This window comes from Streptomyces sp. NPDC001663, from assembly GCF_042893105.1.
In the GTDB taxonomy this organism is placed as follows: domain Bacteria; phylum Actinomycetota; class Actinomycetes; order Streptomycetales; family Streptomycetaceae; genus Streptomyces.
In genome coordinates, this window is record NZ_JBIAUR010000003.1 from 559,478 (window position 1) to 576,592 (window position 17,115).

The 17,115-nt window shown below is 69.0% G+C and carries 18 protein-coding genes; 10 read left to right on the plus strand and 8 right to left on the minus strand.

Annotated elements, in window-relative coordinates:
- Positions 1-127 precede the first annotated feature (127 nt).
- Entirely contained in the window at positions 128-3,070 is a 2,943-nt protein-coding gene (locus ACFY1L_RS13060; protein WP_388822517.1) for a beta-galactosidase, read from the minus strand.
- Between the two features lie 78 nt (positions 3,071-3,148).
- On the opposite strand from ACFY1L_RS13060, the gene ACFY1L_RS13065 reads away from it, so the two are divergent.
- On the plus strand, positions 3,149-3,607 hold the full coding sequence (locus ACFY1L_RS13065) for an RrF2 family transcriptional regulator (RefSeq protein WP_388822520.1): 459 nt from the start codon (positions 3,149-3,151) through the stop codon (positions 3,605-3,607).
- 3 nt (positions 3,608-3,610) lie between these two features.
- Here ACFY1L_RS13065 and ACFY1L_RS13070 read toward each other — a convergent pair whose 3' ends face one another.
- Positions 3,611-4,099, minus strand: coding sequence for a DUF3515 family protein (locus tag ACFY1L_RS13070; RefSeq protein WP_388822522.1), 489 nt, complete (start codon positions 4,097-4,099; stop codon positions 3,611-3,613).
- Between the two features lie 197 nt (positions 4,100-4,296).
- On the opposite strand from ACFY1L_RS13070, the gene ACFY1L_RS13075 reads away from it, so the two are divergent.
- The 3 genes from ACFY1L_RS13075 to ACFY1L_RS13085 all read left to right on the plus strand — a co-directional run bounded on the left by ACFY1L_RS13075 (position 4,297) and on the right by ACFY1L_RS13085 (position 6,353).
- Positions 4,297-4,761, plus strand: a complete 465-nt coding sequence (locus tag ACFY1L_RS13075) for a hypothetical protein (RefSeq protein ID WP_388822525.1) — start codon at positions 4,297-4,299, stop codon at positions 4,759-4,761.
- Positions 4,758-5,315 carry a TlpA family protein disulfide reductase gene (locus ACFY1L_RS13080; protein ID WP_388822527.1) on the plus strand — a complete coding sequence of 186 codons (558 nt, stop codon included), beginning with the start codon at positions 4,758-4,760 and terminating at the stop codon, positions 5,313-5,315. The genes ACFY1L_RS13075 and ACFY1L_RS13080 overlap by 4 nt, the downstream gene beginning before the upstream one ends.
- Before the next feature lie 126 nt (positions 5,316-5,441).
- On the plus strand, positions 5,442-6,353 hold the full coding sequence (locus ACFY1L_RS13085) for a sulfite exporter TauE/SafE family protein (RefSeq protein ID WP_388822529.1): 912 nt from the start codon (positions 5,442-5,444) through the stop codon (positions 6,351-6,353).
- Here the strand turns inward: ACFY1L_RS13085 and ACFY1L_RS13090 are convergent, their stop codons facing one another.
- Positions 6,354-7,181, minus strand: coding sequence for an intradiol ring-cleavage dioxygenase (locus ACFY1L_RS13090; protein WP_388822533.1), 828 nt, complete (start codon positions 7,179-7,181; stop codon positions 6,354-6,356).
- Positions 7,182-7,462: 281 nt separating this feature from the next.
- On the opposite strand from ACFY1L_RS13090, the gene ACFY1L_RS13095 reads away from it, so the two are divergent.
- The gene (locus ACFY1L_RS13095) at positions 7,463-8,113 is read left to right on the plus strand and encodes a DUF4360 domain-containing protein (protein WP_388822536.1); all 651 of its coding nucleotides are present in this window, start codon (positions 7,463-7,465) and stop codon (positions 8,111-8,113) included.
- A gap of 51 nt (positions 8,114-8,164) precedes the next feature.
- Here ACFY1L_RS13095 and ACFY1L_RS13100 read toward each other — a convergent pair whose 3' ends face one another.
- Positions 8,165-8,935 carry an intradiol ring-cleavage dioxygenase gene (locus tag ACFY1L_RS13100; RefSeq protein ID WP_388822539.1) on the minus strand — a complete coding sequence of 257 codons (771 nt, stop codon included), beginning with the start codon at positions 8,933-8,935 and terminating at the stop codon, positions 8,165-8,167.
- A 288-nt stretch (positions 8,936-9,223) separates the two neighbouring features.
- Between ACFY1L_RS13100 and ACFY1L_RS13105 the strand changes: the two genes are divergently transcribed.
- Positions 9,224-9,715, plus strand: coding sequence for a hypothetical protein (locus ACFY1L_RS13105; protein WP_388822542.1), 492 nt, complete (start codon positions 9,224-9,226; stop codon positions 9,713-9,715).
- Entirely contained in the window at positions 9,694-9,906 is a 213-nt protein-coding gene (locus ACFY1L_RS13110; protein ID WP_388822545.1) for a hypothetical protein, read from the plus strand. The genes ACFY1L_RS13105 and ACFY1L_RS13110 overlap by 22 nt, the downstream gene beginning before the upstream one ends.
- 44 nt (positions 9,907-9,950) lie before the next feature.
- On the opposite strand, the gene ACFY1L_RS13115 is transcribed toward ACFY1L_RS13110, so the two are convergent.
- Both ACFY1L_RS13115 and ACFY1L_RS13120 read right to left on the minus strand, forming a co-directional pair.
- Positions 9,951-10,148 (minus strand): DUF397 domain-containing protein, encoded by a 198-nt coding sequence (locus ACFY1L_RS13115; protein ID WP_388822548.1) that lies wholly within the window; start codon positions 10,146-10,148, stop codon positions 9,951-9,953.
- The gene (locus ACFY1L_RS13120; RefSeq protein WP_388822551.1) at positions 10,145-10,984 is read right to left on the minus strand and encodes a Scr1 family TA system antitoxin-like transcriptional regulator; all 840 of its coding nucleotides are present in this window, start codon (positions 10,982-10,984) and stop codon (positions 10,145-10,147) included. The genes ACFY1L_RS13115 and ACFY1L_RS13120 overlap by 4 nt, the downstream gene beginning before the upstream one ends.
- 127 nt (positions 10,985-11,111) lie before the next feature.
- Between ACFY1L_RS13120 and ACFY1L_RS13125 the strand changes: the two genes are divergently transcribed.
- The 3 genes from ACFY1L_RS13125 to ACFY1L_RS13135 all read left to right on the plus strand — a co-directional run bounded on the left by ACFY1L_RS13125 (position 11,112) and on the right by ACFY1L_RS13135 (position 14,046).
- Positions 11,112-11,585, plus strand: a complete 474-nt coding sequence (locus ACFY1L_RS13125; RefSeq protein WP_388822555.1) for an ATP-binding protein — start codon at positions 11,112-11,114, stop codon at positions 11,583-11,585.
- A 69-nt stretch (positions 11,586-11,654) separates the two neighbouring features.
- Positions 11,655-12,956, plus strand: coding sequence for a DUF3500 domain-containing protein (locus tag ACFY1L_RS13130; protein WP_388822558.1), 1,302 nt, complete (start codon positions 11,655-11,657; stop codon positions 12,954-12,956).
- A 121-nt stretch (positions 12,957-13,077) separates the two neighbouring features.
- Entirely contained in the window at positions 13,078-14,046 is a 969-nt protein-coding gene (locus ACFY1L_RS13135) for an arabinan endo-1,5-alpha-L-arabinosidase (RefSeq protein WP_388822561.1), read from the plus strand.
- 97 nt (positions 14,047-14,143) lie between these two features.
- Here the strand turns inward: ACFY1L_RS13135 and ACFY1L_RS13140 are convergent, their stop codons facing one another.
- Complete coding sequence (locus ACFY1L_RS13140; RefSeq protein ID WP_388822564.1) at positions 14,144-15,742, minus strand: pyridoxal phosphate-dependent aminotransferase; 1,599 nt, start codon at positions 15,740-15,742, stop codon at positions 14,144-14,146.
- Positions 15,743-15,950: 208 nt separating this feature from the next.
- Complete coding sequence (locus ACFY1L_RS13145; RefSeq protein WP_388822567.1) at positions 15,951-17,105, minus strand: aldose epimerase family protein; 1,155 nt, start codon at positions 17,103-17,105, stop codon at positions 15,951-15,953.
- Positions 17,106-17,115 lie beyond the last annotated feature (10 nt).

Genomic DNA, 17,115 nt, shown 5'->3' on the forward strand with positions numbered 1-17,115 from the left:
GAGCCGACTAATCCGCTGATGAAACGCCGTCTTCGCATGTCTTCCCCCTTCATCGCAGCAGTCTGCGGAGGCAACACGGTCAACCAGCGTGCCGAAGAAGGCAATGCGCAGGTACGGCTCTTTCAGGTCACACCGCCGCCACCGGCACCCCACCCGCCGCCGCCCCCAACAACGTCAGCCGCACCTCCGACGGCCCCGACGGTGTGGTCCCGTCGGACAGAACCGCCAGGGCGAGTGTGTTGGAACCACGGGTGCGCAGAATCCCGTTGGGGAGGGCGAAGGTGTGCTGCGGCCCTACGTCGTTGATGTACTGGCCCATGTTCCAGCCGTTCAGGAAGATCTGGACGCGGTAGGCACGGGCCGGGTCGTCGTCGAGGACCAGCCCGACGGAGGCGTCGACACCGGCGTCCACGGCCAGCCGGAACCTCGTCCGGTACCAGGTCACCCCCTGCCCCTGGTCGGCCCGCGGCAGCCGCACCGCCTCCCAGCCGCCGTCGGCGAACGTCGGCAGATGCCAGCCGTGCCGCTCCCCGTGCAGCCCGCCGTTGTTCTGCGGCCCCCGCACCGGGTCGGGCACCGCCTCGCCCTGCAGCCGCCAACTCACCTGCGGCGCCGCCCCCGTGAAGGTGACCGCCGTCAGCCCGCGCGCCACCTTGTGCGTGTCCTGCGCCTTGCCGTCCTGGTCGTGCTGCATCCGGCGCACCAGGACGGACAGGACGTGGGCGCCGGCCGTCCGCAGCTCCTCCGGTACGGCGAAGACAGCCGTGTCCGCCCAACTCCCTTGCCGGACGCTGCTGTTGTCCGGCACCGGCATCCGGTGCGTCCCCAGCGGCCGCCCGTCCAGCCAGGCCATCAGCAGCCCCTGGGTGCCCGTGCTGTAGGCGAGGGACACCGACTCCGCGCCGCGGGCGTCGACGAAGTGCCCGCGATACCAGACGTCGCCGTAGTGGAAGCCGTAGTCGTCGGCGAAGAGGACGGGCTGTCCGGCGGGTACCGGTGTGGTGCTGTAGGAGGTGGTCCTGGTGGCGGGCTTCCAGGCGGAGTCGTCGTAGCCGGGTGCGGACTCCGGGTTCTCCGTCTTGCGGCGCCAGCCGTCGCGCAGCGCGGGCAGGTCGACCTTCCCGACGCCGGGCAGCGGTTCCGCGCTCCGCAGACTGCCGCCGGACGTGGCGTGGACCTTCAAGTCCCCGCCGTTCCAGGTGATTCGACGGGTCCCTCGCGGCCCCCACACCTCCACCTCGGTGGCCCGGACGGTGTCCCCGGTGAGCCGGACCGTCTCCCCGCTCACGCTCGCGGTCCGCACCAGCGCGGGGCCGTACACGAGCACCTGGCCGGACGGGGTCTCGCGCGGCCACAGTCGTACGGAGGTCTCGTCGTCGGCGAGGAGCAGGAGGAGCGGTGTGGAGGTCCCGCCGCCGGTCACCAACACCCGTGTCAGACCGTCGAGTTCGGCCTCGATCCGCAGCAGGCCGTCCGCGTACGAGTGCTCGGCCTCCCCCTCCACCACCGTGACCTTCGGCAGGCTCGCGCACTCCAGCGCGGTCACCGTCGCCTCGCCCGACTGCCCGGTGAGCACGGCGATCTCCTGCCGCCCGGCGGTGAGGGCCAGCATGGGCCGGGCGTTGGAGTAGCGCAGCTTCCGGCGGCCCAGTGCGATGCCGGCGGCCAGCAGTCGTGCGTCCCGCGCCGGGACGGTGACCGGGAGGTCGGTGCCGGGGACCGGAAGCGTGGCGTCGACCGGTTCCGTGCCGTCGTTGCGCAGGACGTACACATGCGCGTGGGTGTCGGGGTTGGTCAGGTGGTACACCTTCAGCCCGTCCACCGTGACGTCCGCCGCGCGGTCCAGCTTGGCGAAGTCCGGTACGTGCCGCAGCAGTTGGCCCAGCTGGTGCATGGGGATCAGCTTGGCCGTGGGCTGCCGTCCCTCGTCGATGGCCGCCCCGTAGTCGTACGAGGTGTAGACGACCGGCGCGGGCAGCCAGCCCCAGGAGGTGCCGCCGAAGGTCATGTAGACGCTGTGCAGCGTGATGCCGTTGGCGAGGTTGGTGAGGTAGAAGCGCCGCTCGTACGCCGCGTCCCGCTGCCGCCGCGACTCCGCGTACCCCTTCCCGTCGAACCAGGCCCCGCCCCACGGATCGAACCACCCGCCCCCGAACTCGGGCACGAAACCCGGCGTCCGCGGGCTGGCCGTGGCCCCGCCCTTGATCCCTCCGGTCCCGAAGTGCCCCCAGTCGGGCGGGAGTTTGTCGGGCGACGGATAACCGTCGAAGCCGTACAGCCAACCCCCCTGCTCCCCGCCGGTGTCGAAGGAGCTGGGGACCCAATAGCCGTTGCGGCCCTTGTCGTTGTGGAAGAGGGGGACGTCGATGCCGTCGGAGCGCACCTTCTTGTACAGGTGGGCCATGTAGTCGCGGCCGGTCGGCTCGGTGACGTGGGAGTCGTACTCGTTCTCGATCTGGTAGAGCAGGACGGTCCCACCGCCCTTGGTGTACAGGTGCCGGGCGACGATGGCGTTCACCTGGGTCAGCCACTCGTCGACGTACGACAGATAGGTCGGGTCGGCCGTCCGCGCCGCCCCCTTCGTCGCCGTCAGCCAGCCGGGGAAGCCGCCGCCGTCGATCTCGGCGTTGATGTAGGGGCCGGGGCGCAGGATGACGTAGAGGCCGGTCTCGGCGGCCGTGCGCAGGAACAGGTCGAGGTCGCGGATGCCGGTGAAGTCGTACTGTTCCGGGGCGGGGGAGTGGTAGTTCCAGGAGACGTAGATGCTGACCGTGTTGTAGCCGTGGGCGCGCATCTTCTGCAGGACGTCCCGCCACAGGGACGGGCTCGGCAGCCGGAAGGGGTGCATCTCGCCCGACCAGACCACCAGGCGTCGGCCGTCGACGAGCAGCGAGTAGCGGTCGAAGCCGATCGTGTGCCGCCGCCCGTCCGCGGCCGGCGGCGCGGGCGCCGGCCCCGTCGGCGCGGTGGGAGCGGCGTAGGCGCAGGTCACCGCCGCGCTGCCACCGAGGGCCAGGCCCAGTGCGGTGGTGCAGGCGAGGGCGTTGAAGGTACGTCTGCTGAGCCCCAAGGGAGCCTCCCGTCGTGCCGGTCGGTCGGCGGCGCGTGCGGGGTCATTGTGTACGGGCCGACACAGCACAATGGTGCTATGAGGATCTCGGCACGGGCGGATTACGCGGTACGGGCGGTTCTTGAGCTCGCGGTGCGGCAGGAGGGCGGGCCGGTGAAGGCGGAGGCCATCGCCGCCGCTCAGGAGATCCCGCACAAGTTCCTGGAGGGGATCCTCGGCGACCTGCGGCGCGGCGGCGTCGTCGACAGCCGGCGTGGCGGGGGTGGCGGCTACCGGCTGGCGCGCGAGGCCGGGAAGATCACGGTCGCGGACGTGATCCGCACCGTCGACGGCCCGATCGTCTCCGTACGCGGCGAGCGGCCCACCGGCCTCGAGTACACCGGCTCCGCACAGCCTCTGCTGCCCCTGTGGATCGCCCTGCGCGCCAATGTGCGCCGCATCCTGGAGGGCGTCACGATCGCGGACATCGCGGCGGACGCGCTGCCGGATCCGGTACGGGAGTTGGCGGCGGAGCCTGCGGCCTGGGAGAACCCGTAGAGGTCAGTTCTTCGACAGACAGCCGGCCGTCTGCTTGACGGGGGCGACGAGCCGGGAGAGGTCGATCAGGGCCTCGTCGGTCCGGCCCGGGCCGTCGAAGACGACCTGGGTGGCCGGGCTGCGGCCGTAGGTGACGACGACCTTTCTGCCGTGGGTGGACTGGGCCTCGTCGTAGACCCAGTCCACGCCGTCGACCGCGAAGCAGGGGTCGCCGGTGGGTCCGGGCGGTGTCACTCCGCAGCGCAGCACGATGTCCTGGTCGCCCCAGACGGCGACCCCGGGCAGGCTGCTGTCCCGGCGGGAGTGGCCGCCGAGGGAGGCGGGGGCGCGGTCGGCGATGCGGTGGCAGTGCGGTGTGCCGGAGGCCTTGGCGGGGGTGATGCCGGCGTCGGCGTCGTTGGCGACGAGGACGTAGGCGGTGAGCGCGGCGCCGGCTGCGAGGCCGCACACTCCCACGGCCACGGCGAGTCGGGTGCGGCGGATCGGGGGCATGGTCGGCGGCGGTCTTCCCGGGGTGAGGGCGGTCGGTTCCGACAGCGCGTTGGGCGGCGCCGTCGTGCAGCACGTTAGACACCGTCGGAGTGGCGGCGGTCACCGGCCCCTGCCCCCGGCCGCCGAGCGCACGCAGAGCACAATGATCGTGTGGCGCACGGCTGTTGGGTGGTGCGCCGGCGAAAAGGGGGAGTGACGTGACTGTCACCTGGCGCGGCGCGGTTTCCTACGCGCTCACCGTCGTCGTTGTGTCCTGGCTGGTCGGGGCGGCCGTGGACCTGGCCTGGTCGGCCGCTTCGGGAGATCTCGGGATCTGGGCCTCGTTCTGGGTGAGGGACCCGTGGCACGCGGTCTTCGTGGCCGCCGCCACCGTGTCCCTGACCCTGGCCCGGCGCCTGCTGGCGCCCCTGCCGCGCTGGCGCGTGATGCTGGTCGACGGGTCCGTCTACCTGGTGGCGCTGCTGTTGTGCTGGGGGATCGCGGCGGTGGTCGCGGGTGACGAGGCACCGGCGGACGCGGCGTTCGTGATGGCGATCCTCGCGCTGTTCACGCTGCAGCTGCCCGCGGCGTGGCTGCTGTGCGTGTGGCGGTCGGGGAGCCTGGAGGTCGTGCTCGGCCGGGCCGCGACGGAGGAGCTGCACGGGGAGCAGAGCGCGCGATGACGACGACTCGACACACGTACGCGGTCGTGGTGGCGGCGGCCTGTGCGCTCCTGGCCGGCTGCTCGTCGAAGGAACCGATCGGCGACACCACCTCCGGGGACCCGCTCAGCAGGACCTTCGAGGAAGGCGAGCGTCCCGCCGCTCCGGATCTCGCCGGGGCCTCGCTGGACGGGCACGCGGTCCGGCTGTCCGACTACCGGGGCAAGGTCGTCGTACTCAACGCATGGGCCTCCTGGTGCCCGCCCTGCCGGGCGGAGGCGCCCGAGCTGCAGCACGTCCAGAAGAAGTGGGGCGGGCGCGGACTGCAGGTCCTGGGCCTCGACAACGACGGCAGCCGCGCCGACGGACTCGCCTTCCAGAAACAGCACCGGCTGGGCTACCCGTCCCTGCACGACCCCTCGGGCAAGCAGATCCTGAGGCTGCCGCGCGGCCTGGTGAACACCAAGGGGCTGCCGTTCACGATCGTCGTCGACCGGTCGGGGAAGGTGGCGGCGACGCGGATGGGAGAGGTGACGGAAGCGCAGGTGACGAAGATGGTCACGCCGCTGCTGTGAGGTGCTGTGAGGGATCCTCATCCTCGTCTCAGGCTCCCCTCAGCTTCAGGTCCTAGCGTCGCCTCCCGTTCATCCCTACCCCACCGGTGGGAAAGCTCGGAAACGGCAACACGGACGGGACCCCACATGCGCACGCTGATCCTGCTCGCCCTCGCGGGCCTCGGTGCCCAGCTCGTGGACGGCAGCCTCGGCATGGCCTACGGCGTGACCTCGACGACCCTGCTCCTGGCGCTGGGCACCAATCCGGCCGCCGCCTCGGCCACGGTGCACCTCTCCGAGATCGGTACGACCCTGATGTCCGGCGCCTCGCACTGGCGCTTCGGGAACGTCGACTGGAAGGTCGTCGCGAAGATCGGTGTACCGGGAGCGGTCGGGTCCTTCCTCGGCGCGACCGTCCTGTCCAGGCTCTCCACCGAGCTCGCCGAGCCGGTGATGTCCCTGATCCTGCTGGGCCTCGGCGTGTACGTCATGTCCCGCTTCACCCTGCGCGGCCTGCCCAAGGGGCAGTTGGGCAAGCCGCTGCGGAAGCGGTTCCTGGCGCCGCTGGGCCTGCTCGCCGGGTTCCTGGATGCGACGGGCGGGGGCGGCTGGGGTCCGGTCGGGACGCCGGCGCTGCTGGCCAGCGGCCGTATGGAGCCCCGTAAGGTCATCGGCTCGATCGACACCAGCGAGTTCCTGGTGGCGGTCGCCGCGAGCCTCGGCTTCCTCTTCTCGCTCGGCTCGCAGGGCCTGAAGTGGACCTGGGTGCTCGCCTTCCTGCTCGGCGGGCTGGTCGCCGCGCCGATCGCGGCCTGGCTGGTCCGCCTCGTCCCGCCGCGGGTGCTGGGCTCCGCGGTCGGCGGGATCATCGTCGTCACCAACGTCCGTACGCTGCTGAAGAGCGACTGGGTCGCCGCGTCCGGCGGACTCGGCACTTCTGTCTACGTCTTCCTCTACGCGCTGTGGGCCGCCGCCCTGGCGTACTCGATCCGCGCCCACCGTCAGGAGAGGGCGGCGGAGGCCGAGCCCGCCGCGGAGCGGCAGCCCGTCACCGCCTGATCAGGCGGTGCTGACGCCCATCGTGAGGGTGGCCTTGTAGCCGTCGGACACGCTCGAGCCGAGCGCGGTGAGGGTCAGCAGCCCGGAGGAGGCGCCGCCGTCGTCGTAGATGGTGTCGTCGGCCAGCGACGTCTCCTTGGTGGTGTTGTCGGAGTACGGCGAGATCGCCTGGATCTCCTCGTTGATGTCCGGGTCGAAGAACAACTGCCCGGTGTGAACGAGGTCGCCGCCGGTGTACGAGTCGTCGGTGAGCGTCACATCCGTGTGCACTCGCAGATGGACGTGCACGGCGCGGGAGACGTAGTGCCCCGGCCAGATGGACGTGATGCTTGCCCGACCGTTCTCGTCGGTCATCTGACCGCCGCGCAGGAACGTGCCGTCGTCCTCCTCGGTGTGGCCGTTGCCGCCGACGAAGCCGGAGTACTCGCCGAGGGAGTCGCAGTGCCAGATCTCGACGAGCGCGTCGGCGAGCGGCGCGCAGTCGTTGTCCTGGTCGAGGACCGTGAAGGTGTACCGCACCTCCACGCCTTCCTTGTCCTCCCTGATGTCCTCCCGGACCAGGGCGCCGTCCAGGGAGTACGGGCCCTCGGTGACCTCGGCGGTCAGCGTGCAGACACTGCTGGAGGCGGACGCCTCCGTGGCCGCGGTGGTCGACGTCGCCGAGTCGGTGGTCGAGGTGGTGCCCGTGTCGGCCGAGGCGAAGCCGGCGACCGCGAGGCCGCCCACCACGGCCGCGGTGCCGCCGCCGATCAGGACGCGGCGGCGCTGGACGCCCTTGTCCCGGCGGTGCCGGGCGGGCTGCTGGTTGTGCTCTGTGTTTCCCGTCATGGGCAGGGAAGTTAGGGGCGTACCTGAAGGATTCCTTGATGTGCGGCTGTGAACGACCTGGGGACGGATTCGTCAACGGCCCCTTATTTCAACAGAGTTCGGATACGTGTTCTCCATGTGAAATCCACATCTGTGAATGGCTTGAGTTCGCCCTGACTACGGGCTGTGTGTCTTCCTACGATGCGGATCGCCTCCGGCCTTCACAGAAACCCCACTGTTTCTCCAAAGGTTTCCCGCCGGGCCGGGGTGTGCCACCCCCCACTCACAGAACCGGAGAAACCATGACTGGTGGACTCCTGCTGAGCGGCGCCGCAGCCGCTCTGCTCGCGACCGCGCTCCCCGCGCAGACCTCGTCCCCCGTGGTCGACAACCCGCCCCCGGACAAGATCGTCATCGATGTGGCGACGGTGAACGGCTCCGGCTGTCCGCAGGGCACGGCGGCCGTCGCCGTCTCCCCGGACAACACGGCCTTCACGGTCACCTACAGCCAGTACCTCGCCCAGGCCGGCGGCAACTCCGACCCGACGGCCTTCCGCAAGAACTGCCAGCTCAACCTGATCGTGCACGTCCCGCAGGGCTTCACCTACGCCATCGCCAGCGCCGACTACCGGGGCTTCCTCTCGCTCCAGCCGGGAGCGTCCGCCACGCAGAAGGCCTCGTACTACTTCCAGGGCTCCTCGAGCACCGTGCCCAAGACCCACCCGTTCAACGGCACGTACAACGACGACTGGCAGGCCACCGACAGCACGGACGTGGCCCAACTGGTCTGGGCTCCCTGCGGAGTTCTCCGCAACTTCAACATCAACACCGAGTTGAGAGTGAACGCGGGGACCGCGAACCCGGGCAAGGTCAGCTTCATGACCATGGACTCGACCGACGGGAACATCAGCACCACGTACCACATGGCGTGGAAGGAGTGCCCGGCGTCCTGACGCGCATGACAGGGGTGGCCCGCACCACGGGCCACCCCTGTCCGTACGGGCTCAGCCCTGCTCGACGCCGAGCGTCAGCGTGCCGGTGTAGCCCGAGGAGGTCGAACTGCCCAGCGCCGTAAGGGTCAGGAGGCCGGACGCGGCGCCCCCGCCGTCGTAGATGGAGTCCTGGGAGAGCGTGGTGCGGGTGACCGTGTTGGTCGAGTACGGCGAGACCGCCGCGACCTTGGCCGTGATGGACTCGTCGAAGAAGAGCTGTCCGGTGTGCAGTTCCTGACCGCCGGTGAACGAGCCGTCGGAGGTCAGCGTGACGCCGGTGTGCACCTTGATGTGGATGTGGATGCACCGGCCGCGGTACCAACCGGGGTAGATCGTGGTGATGTTGGCGACGCCGGAGGAGTTGGTCAGTACGCCGCCGCGCAGGAAGGTGCCGTCGTCCGGTTCGCTGTGACCGTTGCTGCCGACGAAGCCGGAGTACTCGCCGAGCGCGTCGGCGTGCCAGATCTCGACGAGGGCGTTGCTGATCGTGGCGCAGGTGTCGTCGTCGACGACGGTGAGGGCGAGCTTGAGCGGGATGCCCGCCTTGCTCTCGGTGATGTCGGAGCGCACGAGCGCTCCGTCGAGGTAGTAGGGACCTTCGGTCATCTCCTTCGTGAGGGTGCAGACGGCCGCGGCGGCGACGGGTTCGGTGTCACCGGTGTCCACGGCTGTGGGGGCTCCGGGCGCGGCCGCGCCCACGGCGACGGCGGCCGCCGTCGCGCCCGTGGCGATCAGCACGGTGCGGCGCCCGATCGGGCTTGCTGCTTCTGGCGTGTCTGTCATGGACACGGCACGGTAGGAGCGGATTCTGTTGATGGGCTGTCAGTTGGGCAAAGTGACGGAACGTCAAGTTCCGTGCAGGACAAGTCGCGCCGCCTCGGCGTGGTCGGCAGCCCCGTCGTCGCCCGCGGCGCTTTTCAGGACGTATGGACTGAATCCGACTCGGCAGAGTTAATCTCCCGGTAAAAGCCGTCGCCCGAGCAAAGTTCGCCGTTGCGCACAGATGATCTCGTTGCTAGCGTCATATTCGCTCTGACCAAGCAGCAATTTGAATAATGGGGGAATGGCTTCGTGAACGTGCGAAGTAAAGGGATTTCCGTCGTCCTTGCCTGCGCTATGACCGGCGTAGTAGGTGGCATCGGCGCGAATACGGCATCCGCGGCTCCGGCGGTAACCAACGTGCAAACCCGTGCCGGAGCAGACGAGATCTGCGCAGTCATCGGCATCGGCAGTGGTGCCGCCGGCCTCACCAAGGCGCTGGCCAAGGGCGCGTCGTGGGTAGGAATCGGCGCCAGCATCGGCTGCTATCTGTACACCAAGGCCAAGGAACAAACGCCTGCGGCGAAGCGGGCGGCCATGATCAAGGCGTACAACGAGTACCAGAGTAAGACCGACCTCAAGAAGCTTGATGCGCTCGGTTACTACTGCCGGAAAAAGAGCAGCGGTGGTGGCGGCGGCGGTGATTTCGCGAATGTCACCGCGAACACCGTCACCCCGAAGGCCGGGTGGCGGGATATCAAGATGAAAGGCGTGGTGTACGAGTGCACAGCCGAAGGGGACTGACCGGCCGCGACCTGGGCTACGGAGAGCGGTTCCTGTTCGCCATAGCGCTGGCCGCAGTGAGCCTGCTGTGGATCACTCAGGACATGGCCGCATGGGCGACGGCGCTGTGTGGCGCCGGTGCCGTCGTGGGAGTGTCGGGGATGCTCTACTTCGGCTGGCACTACATCCGCTCGCGCGGGGCGTCGCACTGAGGCGCTGAGGTACTTGACGGCTGCCGCCCTGGAGGCGGCAGCCGTCAGGGTTGTCCTGGACGGGCGGCGACGAATGTGAGGAAGTCGGTCCAGACGGTGGGGGAGAGAGCGAGTTCGGGGCCCTGTGTGTCCTTCGAGTCGCGGAGGTGGATGGTGGCGGGGGTGAGGGCCACCTCGACGCAGTCGCCGTCGCCGCTGCTGCTGTAGCTGCTCTTGAACCAGGCCAGTTCGGACGTGCTCATAGCGCTCCTCGCATCCGCTCCAACAGGCTCACGGAGTCTTCGAGGGTGAGAGCCTGCGAACGCATCCTGGCATACCGCCTCTGGAGCACGCTGATCTCTTTTGAGTCGGCGACGAACATGCCCCCGCGCTGTCCCTCGCAGTAGGCGAACCACTTGTTGTCCGGAGTCTCCAGCAACTGCATGGGGCCCGCCAGGCCTGCATGGGACTCCTGCACCAACGGCATGATCTGGACCTCGACGTTCCGCAGCGCGGCGATCTCCAGCACGTGATCGATGAGTTCCCGCGTGACCTCCACGCCGCCGGTGCGCCGCAGGAACAGTTGCTCTTCGAGGATGAAGCCGAACGACGTGTTCGGCTGTTCCCGCAGCAGCCGTTGCCGCTCCGCCCGTGCCACCCACTGTGCCTCGATCTGCTCGTCGCTCAGAGGCGGCAGCTGGTCGGTGAACAGCGTCCGCGCGTACGCCTCCGTCTGCAACAGCCCCGGAATCAACCGGCATTCGTACGTGTACAGCGTGATCGCGGCCGCCTCCAACCGCGCCCACCGTCGAAACCACGCCGCCAACCCCGACTGCCGAGTCAGGCAAGGCGCAGCCTTCCGTAGCGCCCCCGTGTTCCCCAGCACCGTCTCCGCCCGTTCCGCGAAGTCCGGATCCGGCATGCGCCGCCCCAACTCGACCGAAGCCACGGTGTGCTTCGAGAGCCCCACGAGGTCCCCGAACTCCTCCCGGCTCAACCCCTTGTACTCCCGCAACGCCTGGACGACCGCCCCGAACGTCCGCAGGCTGTCCGAAGACTCCGGCTCGCCGCCCGTCCCCACCGCACCCTCGACCACCATCGGTCACCTCCCGCGCCCATGGTTACGGTCGGTCACGCGTACTGTCCAGCCTGTCACCGCGTACGCTCCCGCAGCGTACGCGCCGCTGAGCTGGTGAACTGCCCACCCCTCCCGCCAGATTGGGGCCATGGCAGCTCCCCCCACCCCCCAACCCCCGGTCACCGTACGTCCGTTCGCGCAGCGGCTGACCGCCACCCCGCGTGCCGCCCGCCTCGCCCGGCACCTCGCCGTGAACCAGCTGCACGCCTGGGGCGTCCCGTACGGCACGGACCCCTCGGACGCCGTCGCCCTGATCGTCGCCGAACTCGCCGCCAACGCCGTCACCCACGGCCGCGTCCCCGGGCGGGACTTCGAGCTGCGGCTCTCCCTCGTCGCGGGCAGCGTGCGTATCGAGGTCACCGACACACGGGCCGACCGCCACCCGCACGTGCTCCCACCCGCAAAGCCCCTCGACGAGAGCGGCCGCGGTCTCCTCCTGGTCGACGCGCTCGCCGACCGCTGGGAGGTGCTGGACCGCGACCCACCGCCCGGCAAGACCGTCCGCGCCGAGGTCGACCTGCCGGGGTGGCTGTCTCTGGCCAGACGGGCGAAGCGAGCCTGAACCCTCTGAGCCTCGCATCCACAGGTTTCGCCCAGGAGCGCTTCAGGTCCGTCATGGAGTTTGGTGCGCATGCACGGACACCGACCACGTACCCCCGAAGCCGAACGCAGCCGCCGCTGGTTCATGAACAAGGCGCTGCTCGCCGGCGGTGTCGCCGCGGCGGCGACCATGACCGGCTGTTCCTCGAAGTCCTCGAACTCCTCTGACGCAGCGGGTGGTTCGAGCTCCTACGGCGGCCCGGGCGGCATGCCGTCCGGTGGTCCGTCCGGTGGTCCCGGCGGGGGAGCGGGCGGTATGGGGCCCGGCGCCGGCGAGGTGAAGTACGCCGACTTCAAGGGCGTAACCACCGACGGCAAACTCGTCGACGACCTGTACTCGATCCACTCCACCGACGTTTCCACCGACGGCATCGTCAAGGCCGCGCAGGCCTTCCTGGACGGGCTGTCCGCCAAGGAGCGCAAATCGGCCACCTTCGACGTGGACGACGACGAGTGGCTGGCCTGGAGCAACGTCGACGGGTACCAGCGCAAGGGTGTCCGGATGGGCGACATCACCGAGAAGCAGCGCGACCTCGGGTACGCACTTCTCGGTGCCGCGCTCTCCGCCGACGGCCTCGCCCAGACCCGCAACATCATGAAGCTCAACGCGTTCCTGGGCGACTACAGCGGCGGCGGCCGGGCCACCCTCACCGAGGGCGCGTACTTCTTCACCTTCATGGGCACCCCCTCGACCACCAAGCCCTGGGGTTTCCAGTACGAGGGCCATCACGTCGCCATCAACTACTTCGTGCTCGGCGACCAGGTCGTCATGACGCCCACCTTCATGGGCTCCGAGCCGACCTCGGCGACCTACAAGGGGGAGAGGATCACCCTCTTCAGGAAGGAGACCAAGGCGGGCCTGACGCTCCTGCGTTCACTGACCTCCGCCCAGCAGAAGAAGGTCATCTCCTCGGAGAGCAAGGCCGGCGACAACTTCAAGGCCGGCGCCGGGCAGGACAACGCCCGGATCGCCTACCAGGGCCTGGCCGCGACGGGCTGGACCGAGACCCAGCGCACCCACCTCCTCGACCTGGTCCGCGTGTACGTCGGCAACATGGACGACGGCCACGCCGAGGTGAAGATGACGGAGGTCGAGGAGCACCTCGACGAGACGTACTTCTACTGGATCGGCGAGACCAAGGACAGCTCGGCCTTCTACTACCGCGTGCACAGCCCGGTCGTGCTGATCGAGTACGACGCCCAGTCCCCGATCGCCTACGAGACCGACAACCGCAACCCCTCCCAGCAGCACATCCACACCATCATCCGCACCCCCAACGGCGGCGACTACGGCGTGGACCTGCTCAAGCTGCACCTGGAGAACGACCACTGACGGTAGGGACTGCGCGGACCATTGACTCGCAAGGGGTTCGATTCTACGGTCCGTCCGAGGTTCTGACCGACGATCGATATACCGAACGGACCGTATCCCCCCACCCGTTGGGAGCGTCAGCGTGAGCCGCACCTCTCGCAGAACCACTCTCCTCGCGATCCCCGCCGCCGTCGTCCTCGCCCTGATCCCGAGCACGGCGTCGGCATACCCCAACCCCGGAAAGGTCACCGGCGACGTCGTCGTCCACGACCCGACGATGATCCGCACCTCGGCTGGCCGCTACCTGCTGTACTCCACGGGCGGCGGCCTGGCGTACAAGACGTCCACCGACCGGACCGCCTTCAGCGCAGGTGGCGACGCCTTCTCCACCAAACCGAGTTGGTGGTCGTCGTACGCCACCGAGGCCTGGGCACCCGACATCTCGTACCACGGCGGCAAGTACCTGATGTACTACGCCGTTTCGACCTTCGGCTCCAACAAGTCCGCGATAGGGCTGGCCGGTTCGAGCACCGGGCTGTCGGGCTCCTGGACCGACTACGGGGTCGTCTACACCTCCACGACCTCCAGCGACTACAACGCCATCGACCCGAACCTGTTCGTGGACGACGACGGCAAGTGGTGGCTGTCGTTCGGCAGTTGGTGGACCGGGATCAAGATGATCCAGATCGACCCCTCCAGCGGGAAGCAGTCGGCCTCCAACACCACCCGCTACTCGATCGCCTCCCGCCCGACCGGAACCAAGGCCGTCGAGGCGCCGTACATCGTCAAGCGCAACGGCTACTACTACCTCTTCGCCTCATACGACGTCTGCTGCCAGGGCACCAGCTCGACGTACAAGGTCAAGGTCGGCCGAGCCACGAGCATCACCGGCCCGTACTACGACAAGAGCGGCGTAGCCATGACGAACAACGGCGGCACCCCGGTCCTGGAGTCCCACGGCAGCATCATCGGCCCCGGCGGCCAGTCCATCCTGAACGACTCCGACGGCGACCTGATCGTCTACCACTACTACGACTCCAACGACAACGGCACACCAAAGCTCGGCATCAACTTGCTGAGCTGGAGCACAGGTTGGCCGGTCGCATACTGACCGCCGGTGCCTTGCTTGTGGCTTTTAGGGGCGCGGGGAACTGCGCGACCAGCCACAACGAGCCTGCACCCGGCCACGCACAACACCCCGATGGCGCTCAGCCGGCCTGTCCCATCCCTGCCGCATTGGGCCAGCTCTGAGCGTTGGGCCACCCAGTCGCGGGCGCCGGAGCCAGCCCCGGCCCGGTGGTCCCCCGCACCTGAGCCGCCGTAAGCCCCCCACGAGCCGGCACACCAGGCGGCGTAGGCCCGGTCTGCGCAGCAGGAGCCATGGGTGTAGGAGCCATCGGCGCAGGCGCAGGCATAGGCATCTGCGCAGGCACCTGCATAGGAGCCGGCATAGGCGCCGCAGGCACAGGCACAGGCTGCGGACCCGCCGAAGCCGCCGCAGGCATAGGCATGGGCATGCCGGTGCCGGCGGCCGGGGCGGCTGCAAGCCCCGGATATCCGCCGGCACCGACGGCCTGAGCGGCAAGGCCCTGCATGCCCGCCCCGTTGGTCGCGCCGACCAGCCGGTCCACGGCCGCCGTACCCGAGCTGTAGCTGGTCCCGGTGCTCAGCTCGGGTACGGCGGCTCCCCTCCTGGTCCCGTAGAGCACCTGTTCCAGGCCGGACACCAGGCGACGCACGTCCACCTGGGGGCGCACCACGAGCCTCAGGAAGCGGCTGGACGAACCGATCTTGTTGCCGCATTCGCGGACCAGGATCCGGTGCTCGGTGAGCATCCGGTCCCGGACCACCGTGCCTTCGGCGCCCACGGGGAGGCGCACGAAGAGGAAGTTGCCCTGGGAGGGGTAGACCGTCAGACCGGGGAGCGCGGAGAGCTGGCTGGCCATGTCGAGGCGGTCGCGGCGGACCTGCTGGAGGCTCTGCGCGTACTCGGCGCCGTGCTCCTTGAGCATGAACACGACGTGTTCGGCGAAGGAGTTGAGGTTCCACTTGGGGAGCATCGAGCGGATGCGGCCCGCGAGGGACGGGTTGGCGACGAGGTAGCCGAACCGTATGCCGTGCAGACCGAAGTTCTTGCCGAGGCTGCGCAGCACCACCACGTTGGGGCGGAGCATGGCCTCCTGGACGACCGACGGCTCGACCTCCGCGTCCGCGAACTCCAGGAACGACTCGTCGATCACGACCAGGTCCAGGTCCGCCATCGCGTCCATGAACTGCACGAGCGCGTGCTTGTGGAGAAAACCGCCGTCGGGGTTGTTCGGGTTGCAGATCACCGCGACCCGGGTGCCCCGGGCGCGGATGAACTCGGCGTACTGGGCCAGGTCCAGAGCGAAGCCGCTGGACTCCTGCAGCGGGAACATGTCGACCCGCTTGCCGGTCTCCATCGGCTGGTCGGTCCAGCGGCCGAAGGTGGGGACGGGGATGGCGAGGGACTCGCGGACCATCAAGTGGTCGATCCAGGTGATCAGTTCGGTCGAGCCGTTGCCCATGGCCACGCACTGCGGCGGCAGCTGGAGCAGGTTGCACAGCTCGGCGGTGATCGTGTCGGCGCTGCTCGGGTAGTACGTGATGATGTCGCGGAGGCGGGCCGCCATGTCCTCGAACATCGCCGGGGTGGGGAAGTAGGGGTTGCAGGGGATGCAGAAGTCCACCGGGCCGACGCCTTCGCCGCCCTCTCGCGTCAACGCCGCCATCGACGGGCTGTGAGCCGCAGTATTGCGGAACAGCGAGGAGACGTTGTCGGCCATGGAACCTCCGTATGGGGCGGGCCCGCGGGGACGGCCGGGCCCGTCGTCTTTGGGTGGCCCGCGCGGGGGAGCACGGGCCGCCCTTACATACGGAGGCAGGGGTGGCGCTGTTCAACGGATGTGAAACTAGTGTGACTTCGGGAACCGGAAGGCCTTGCTCAGCGTCCCCGTCCGAGCGCCCGCCGTCACACGCCCTACGAGTGCACGGTCACGCGCTGAAGGTGTGCACCGTGGTCGTCTTGTAGGTCTGTCCGGGCCGCAGCAGCGTCGACGCGAAGTTCGGGTGGTTCGGCGCGTCCGGGAAGTGCTGCGTCTCCAGGCAGAGGGCGTCGCCCTGGCGGTAGGTGCGGCCGCCGGTGCCGGTGAGGGTGCCGTCGAGGAAGTTGCCGGAGTAGAACTGCAGGCCCGGCTGGTCGGTGGCGATCTTCAGGGTGCGGCCGGAGCGCGGGTCGCGCAGGGTGGCCACGTGCTGGGGCTTGGCGGTGATGCCCTTGTCGAGGACCCAGTTGTGGTCGTAGCCCTTGGCCTGCACCTGCTGGATGTGGCCGTCGCGGATGTCGCGGCCGATCGTCTTGGTCTTGCGGAAGTCGAACGGGGTGCCGTGCACCGTCGCCAGTTCACCCGTGGGGATCAGGCCCGAGTCGGTGGGCGTGTAGCGGCCGGCGGCGATCGTGAGCTCGTGGTCCTCGATCGTGCCGCTGCCCTCGCCGGCGAGGTTCCAGTAGACGTGGCTGGTGAGGTTGACGACGGTGGCCTTGGTGGTCGTGGCCTCGTAGTCGATGCGCCAGTCGCCGTGCTTGGTGAGGGTGTAGGTGACCTTCACCTTGAGCGTGCCGGGGTAGCCCATCTCGCCGTCGACGCTGGTGTAGTACAGGTACAGGCCGACGTCGGAGCCCTTGGTGAACGGCTCGACGTCCCACACGCGCTTGTCGAAGCCCTTGGCGCCGCCGTGCAGGCTGTTCACGCCGTCGTTGACGTCGACCTGGTAGGCCTTGCCGTCGATGGTGAACTGGCCCTTGGCTATGCGGTTGCCGTAGCGCCCGATCAGAGCGCCGAAGTACGGCGTCTTGGCGACGTAGTCCTCGATGTTGTCGAAGCCGAGGGAGACGTTGGTGTAGCGGCCGTGCCGGTCCGGGATCTCCAGGGACTGGACGATGCCGCCCCAGGTGAGGACCTTCAGCCGGGTCCCGCCGTTCTCCAGGGCCCAGCTGTAGATCTTGGTGCCGTCGGCGAGCTTGCCGAAGAGCGACTTCACGGGCTTCTTGCCTCCCGAGGCAGCCTCGGCACTGCCGGTGCCGAGGGTGGTCGCGGCGATGCCGGCGGCTGCTGCTCCTGCGATCACTGTGCGTCTGTTCAGTTCCATGTGTGCGGCT

Bases quoted from the DNA above. Each gene is read 5' to 3' on its own strand.
- ACFY1L_RS13065 (WP_388822520.1), top strand. From the start codon at position 3,149: ATGAGGATCTCGGCACGGGCGGATTACGCGGTACGGGCGGTTCTTGAG.
- ACFY1L_RS13070 (WP_388822522.1), bottom strand. From the start codon at position 4,099: ATGCCCCCGATCCGCCGCACCCGACTCGCCGTGGCCGTGGGAGTGTGC.
- ACFY1L_RS13080 (WP_388822527.1), top strand. From the start codon at position 4,758: ATGACGACGACTCGACACACGTACGCGGTCGTGGTGGCGGCGGCCTGT.
- ACFY1L_RS13085 (WP_388822529.1), top strand. From the start codon at position 5,442: ATGCGCACGCTGATCCTGCTCGCCCTCGCGGGCCTCGGTGCCCAGCTC.
- ACFY1L_RS13090 (WP_388822533.1), bottom strand. From the start codon at position 7,181: ATGACGGGAAACACAGAGCACAACCAGCAGCCCGCCCGGCACCGCCGG.
- ACFY1L_RS13095 (WP_388822536.1), top strand. From the start codon at position 7,463: ATGACTGGTGGACTCCTGCTGAGCGGCGCCGCAGCCGCTCTGCTCGCG.
- ACFY1L_RS13100 (WP_388822539.1), bottom strand. From the start codon at position 8,935: ATGACAGACACGCCAGAAGCAGCAAGCCCGATCGGGCGCCGCACCGTG.
- ACFY1L_RS13115 (WP_388822548.1), bottom strand. From the start codon at position 10,148: ATGAGCACGTCCGAACTGGCCTGGTTCAAGAGCAGCTACAGCAGCAGC.
- ACFY1L_RS13120 (WP_388822551.1), bottom strand. From the start codon at position 10,984: ATGGTGGTCGAGGGTGCGGTGGGGACGGGCGGCGAGCCGGAGTCTTCG.
- ACFY1L_RS13125 (WP_388822555.1), top strand. From the start codon at position 11,112: ATGGCAGCTCCCCCCACCCCCCAACCCCCGGTCACCGTACGTCCGTTC.
- ACFY1L_RS13130 (WP_388822558.1), top strand. From the start codon at position 11,655: ATGCACGGACACCGACCACGTACCCCCGAAGCCGAACGCAGCCGCCGC.
- ACFY1L_RS13140 (WP_388822564.1), bottom strand. From the start codon at position 15,742: ATGGCCGACAACGTCTCCTCGCTGTTCCGCAATACTGCGGCTCACAGC.
- ACFY1L_RS13145 (WP_388822567.1), bottom strand. From the start codon at position 17,105: ATGGAACTGAACAGACGCACAGTGATCGCAGGAGCAGCAGCCGCCGGC.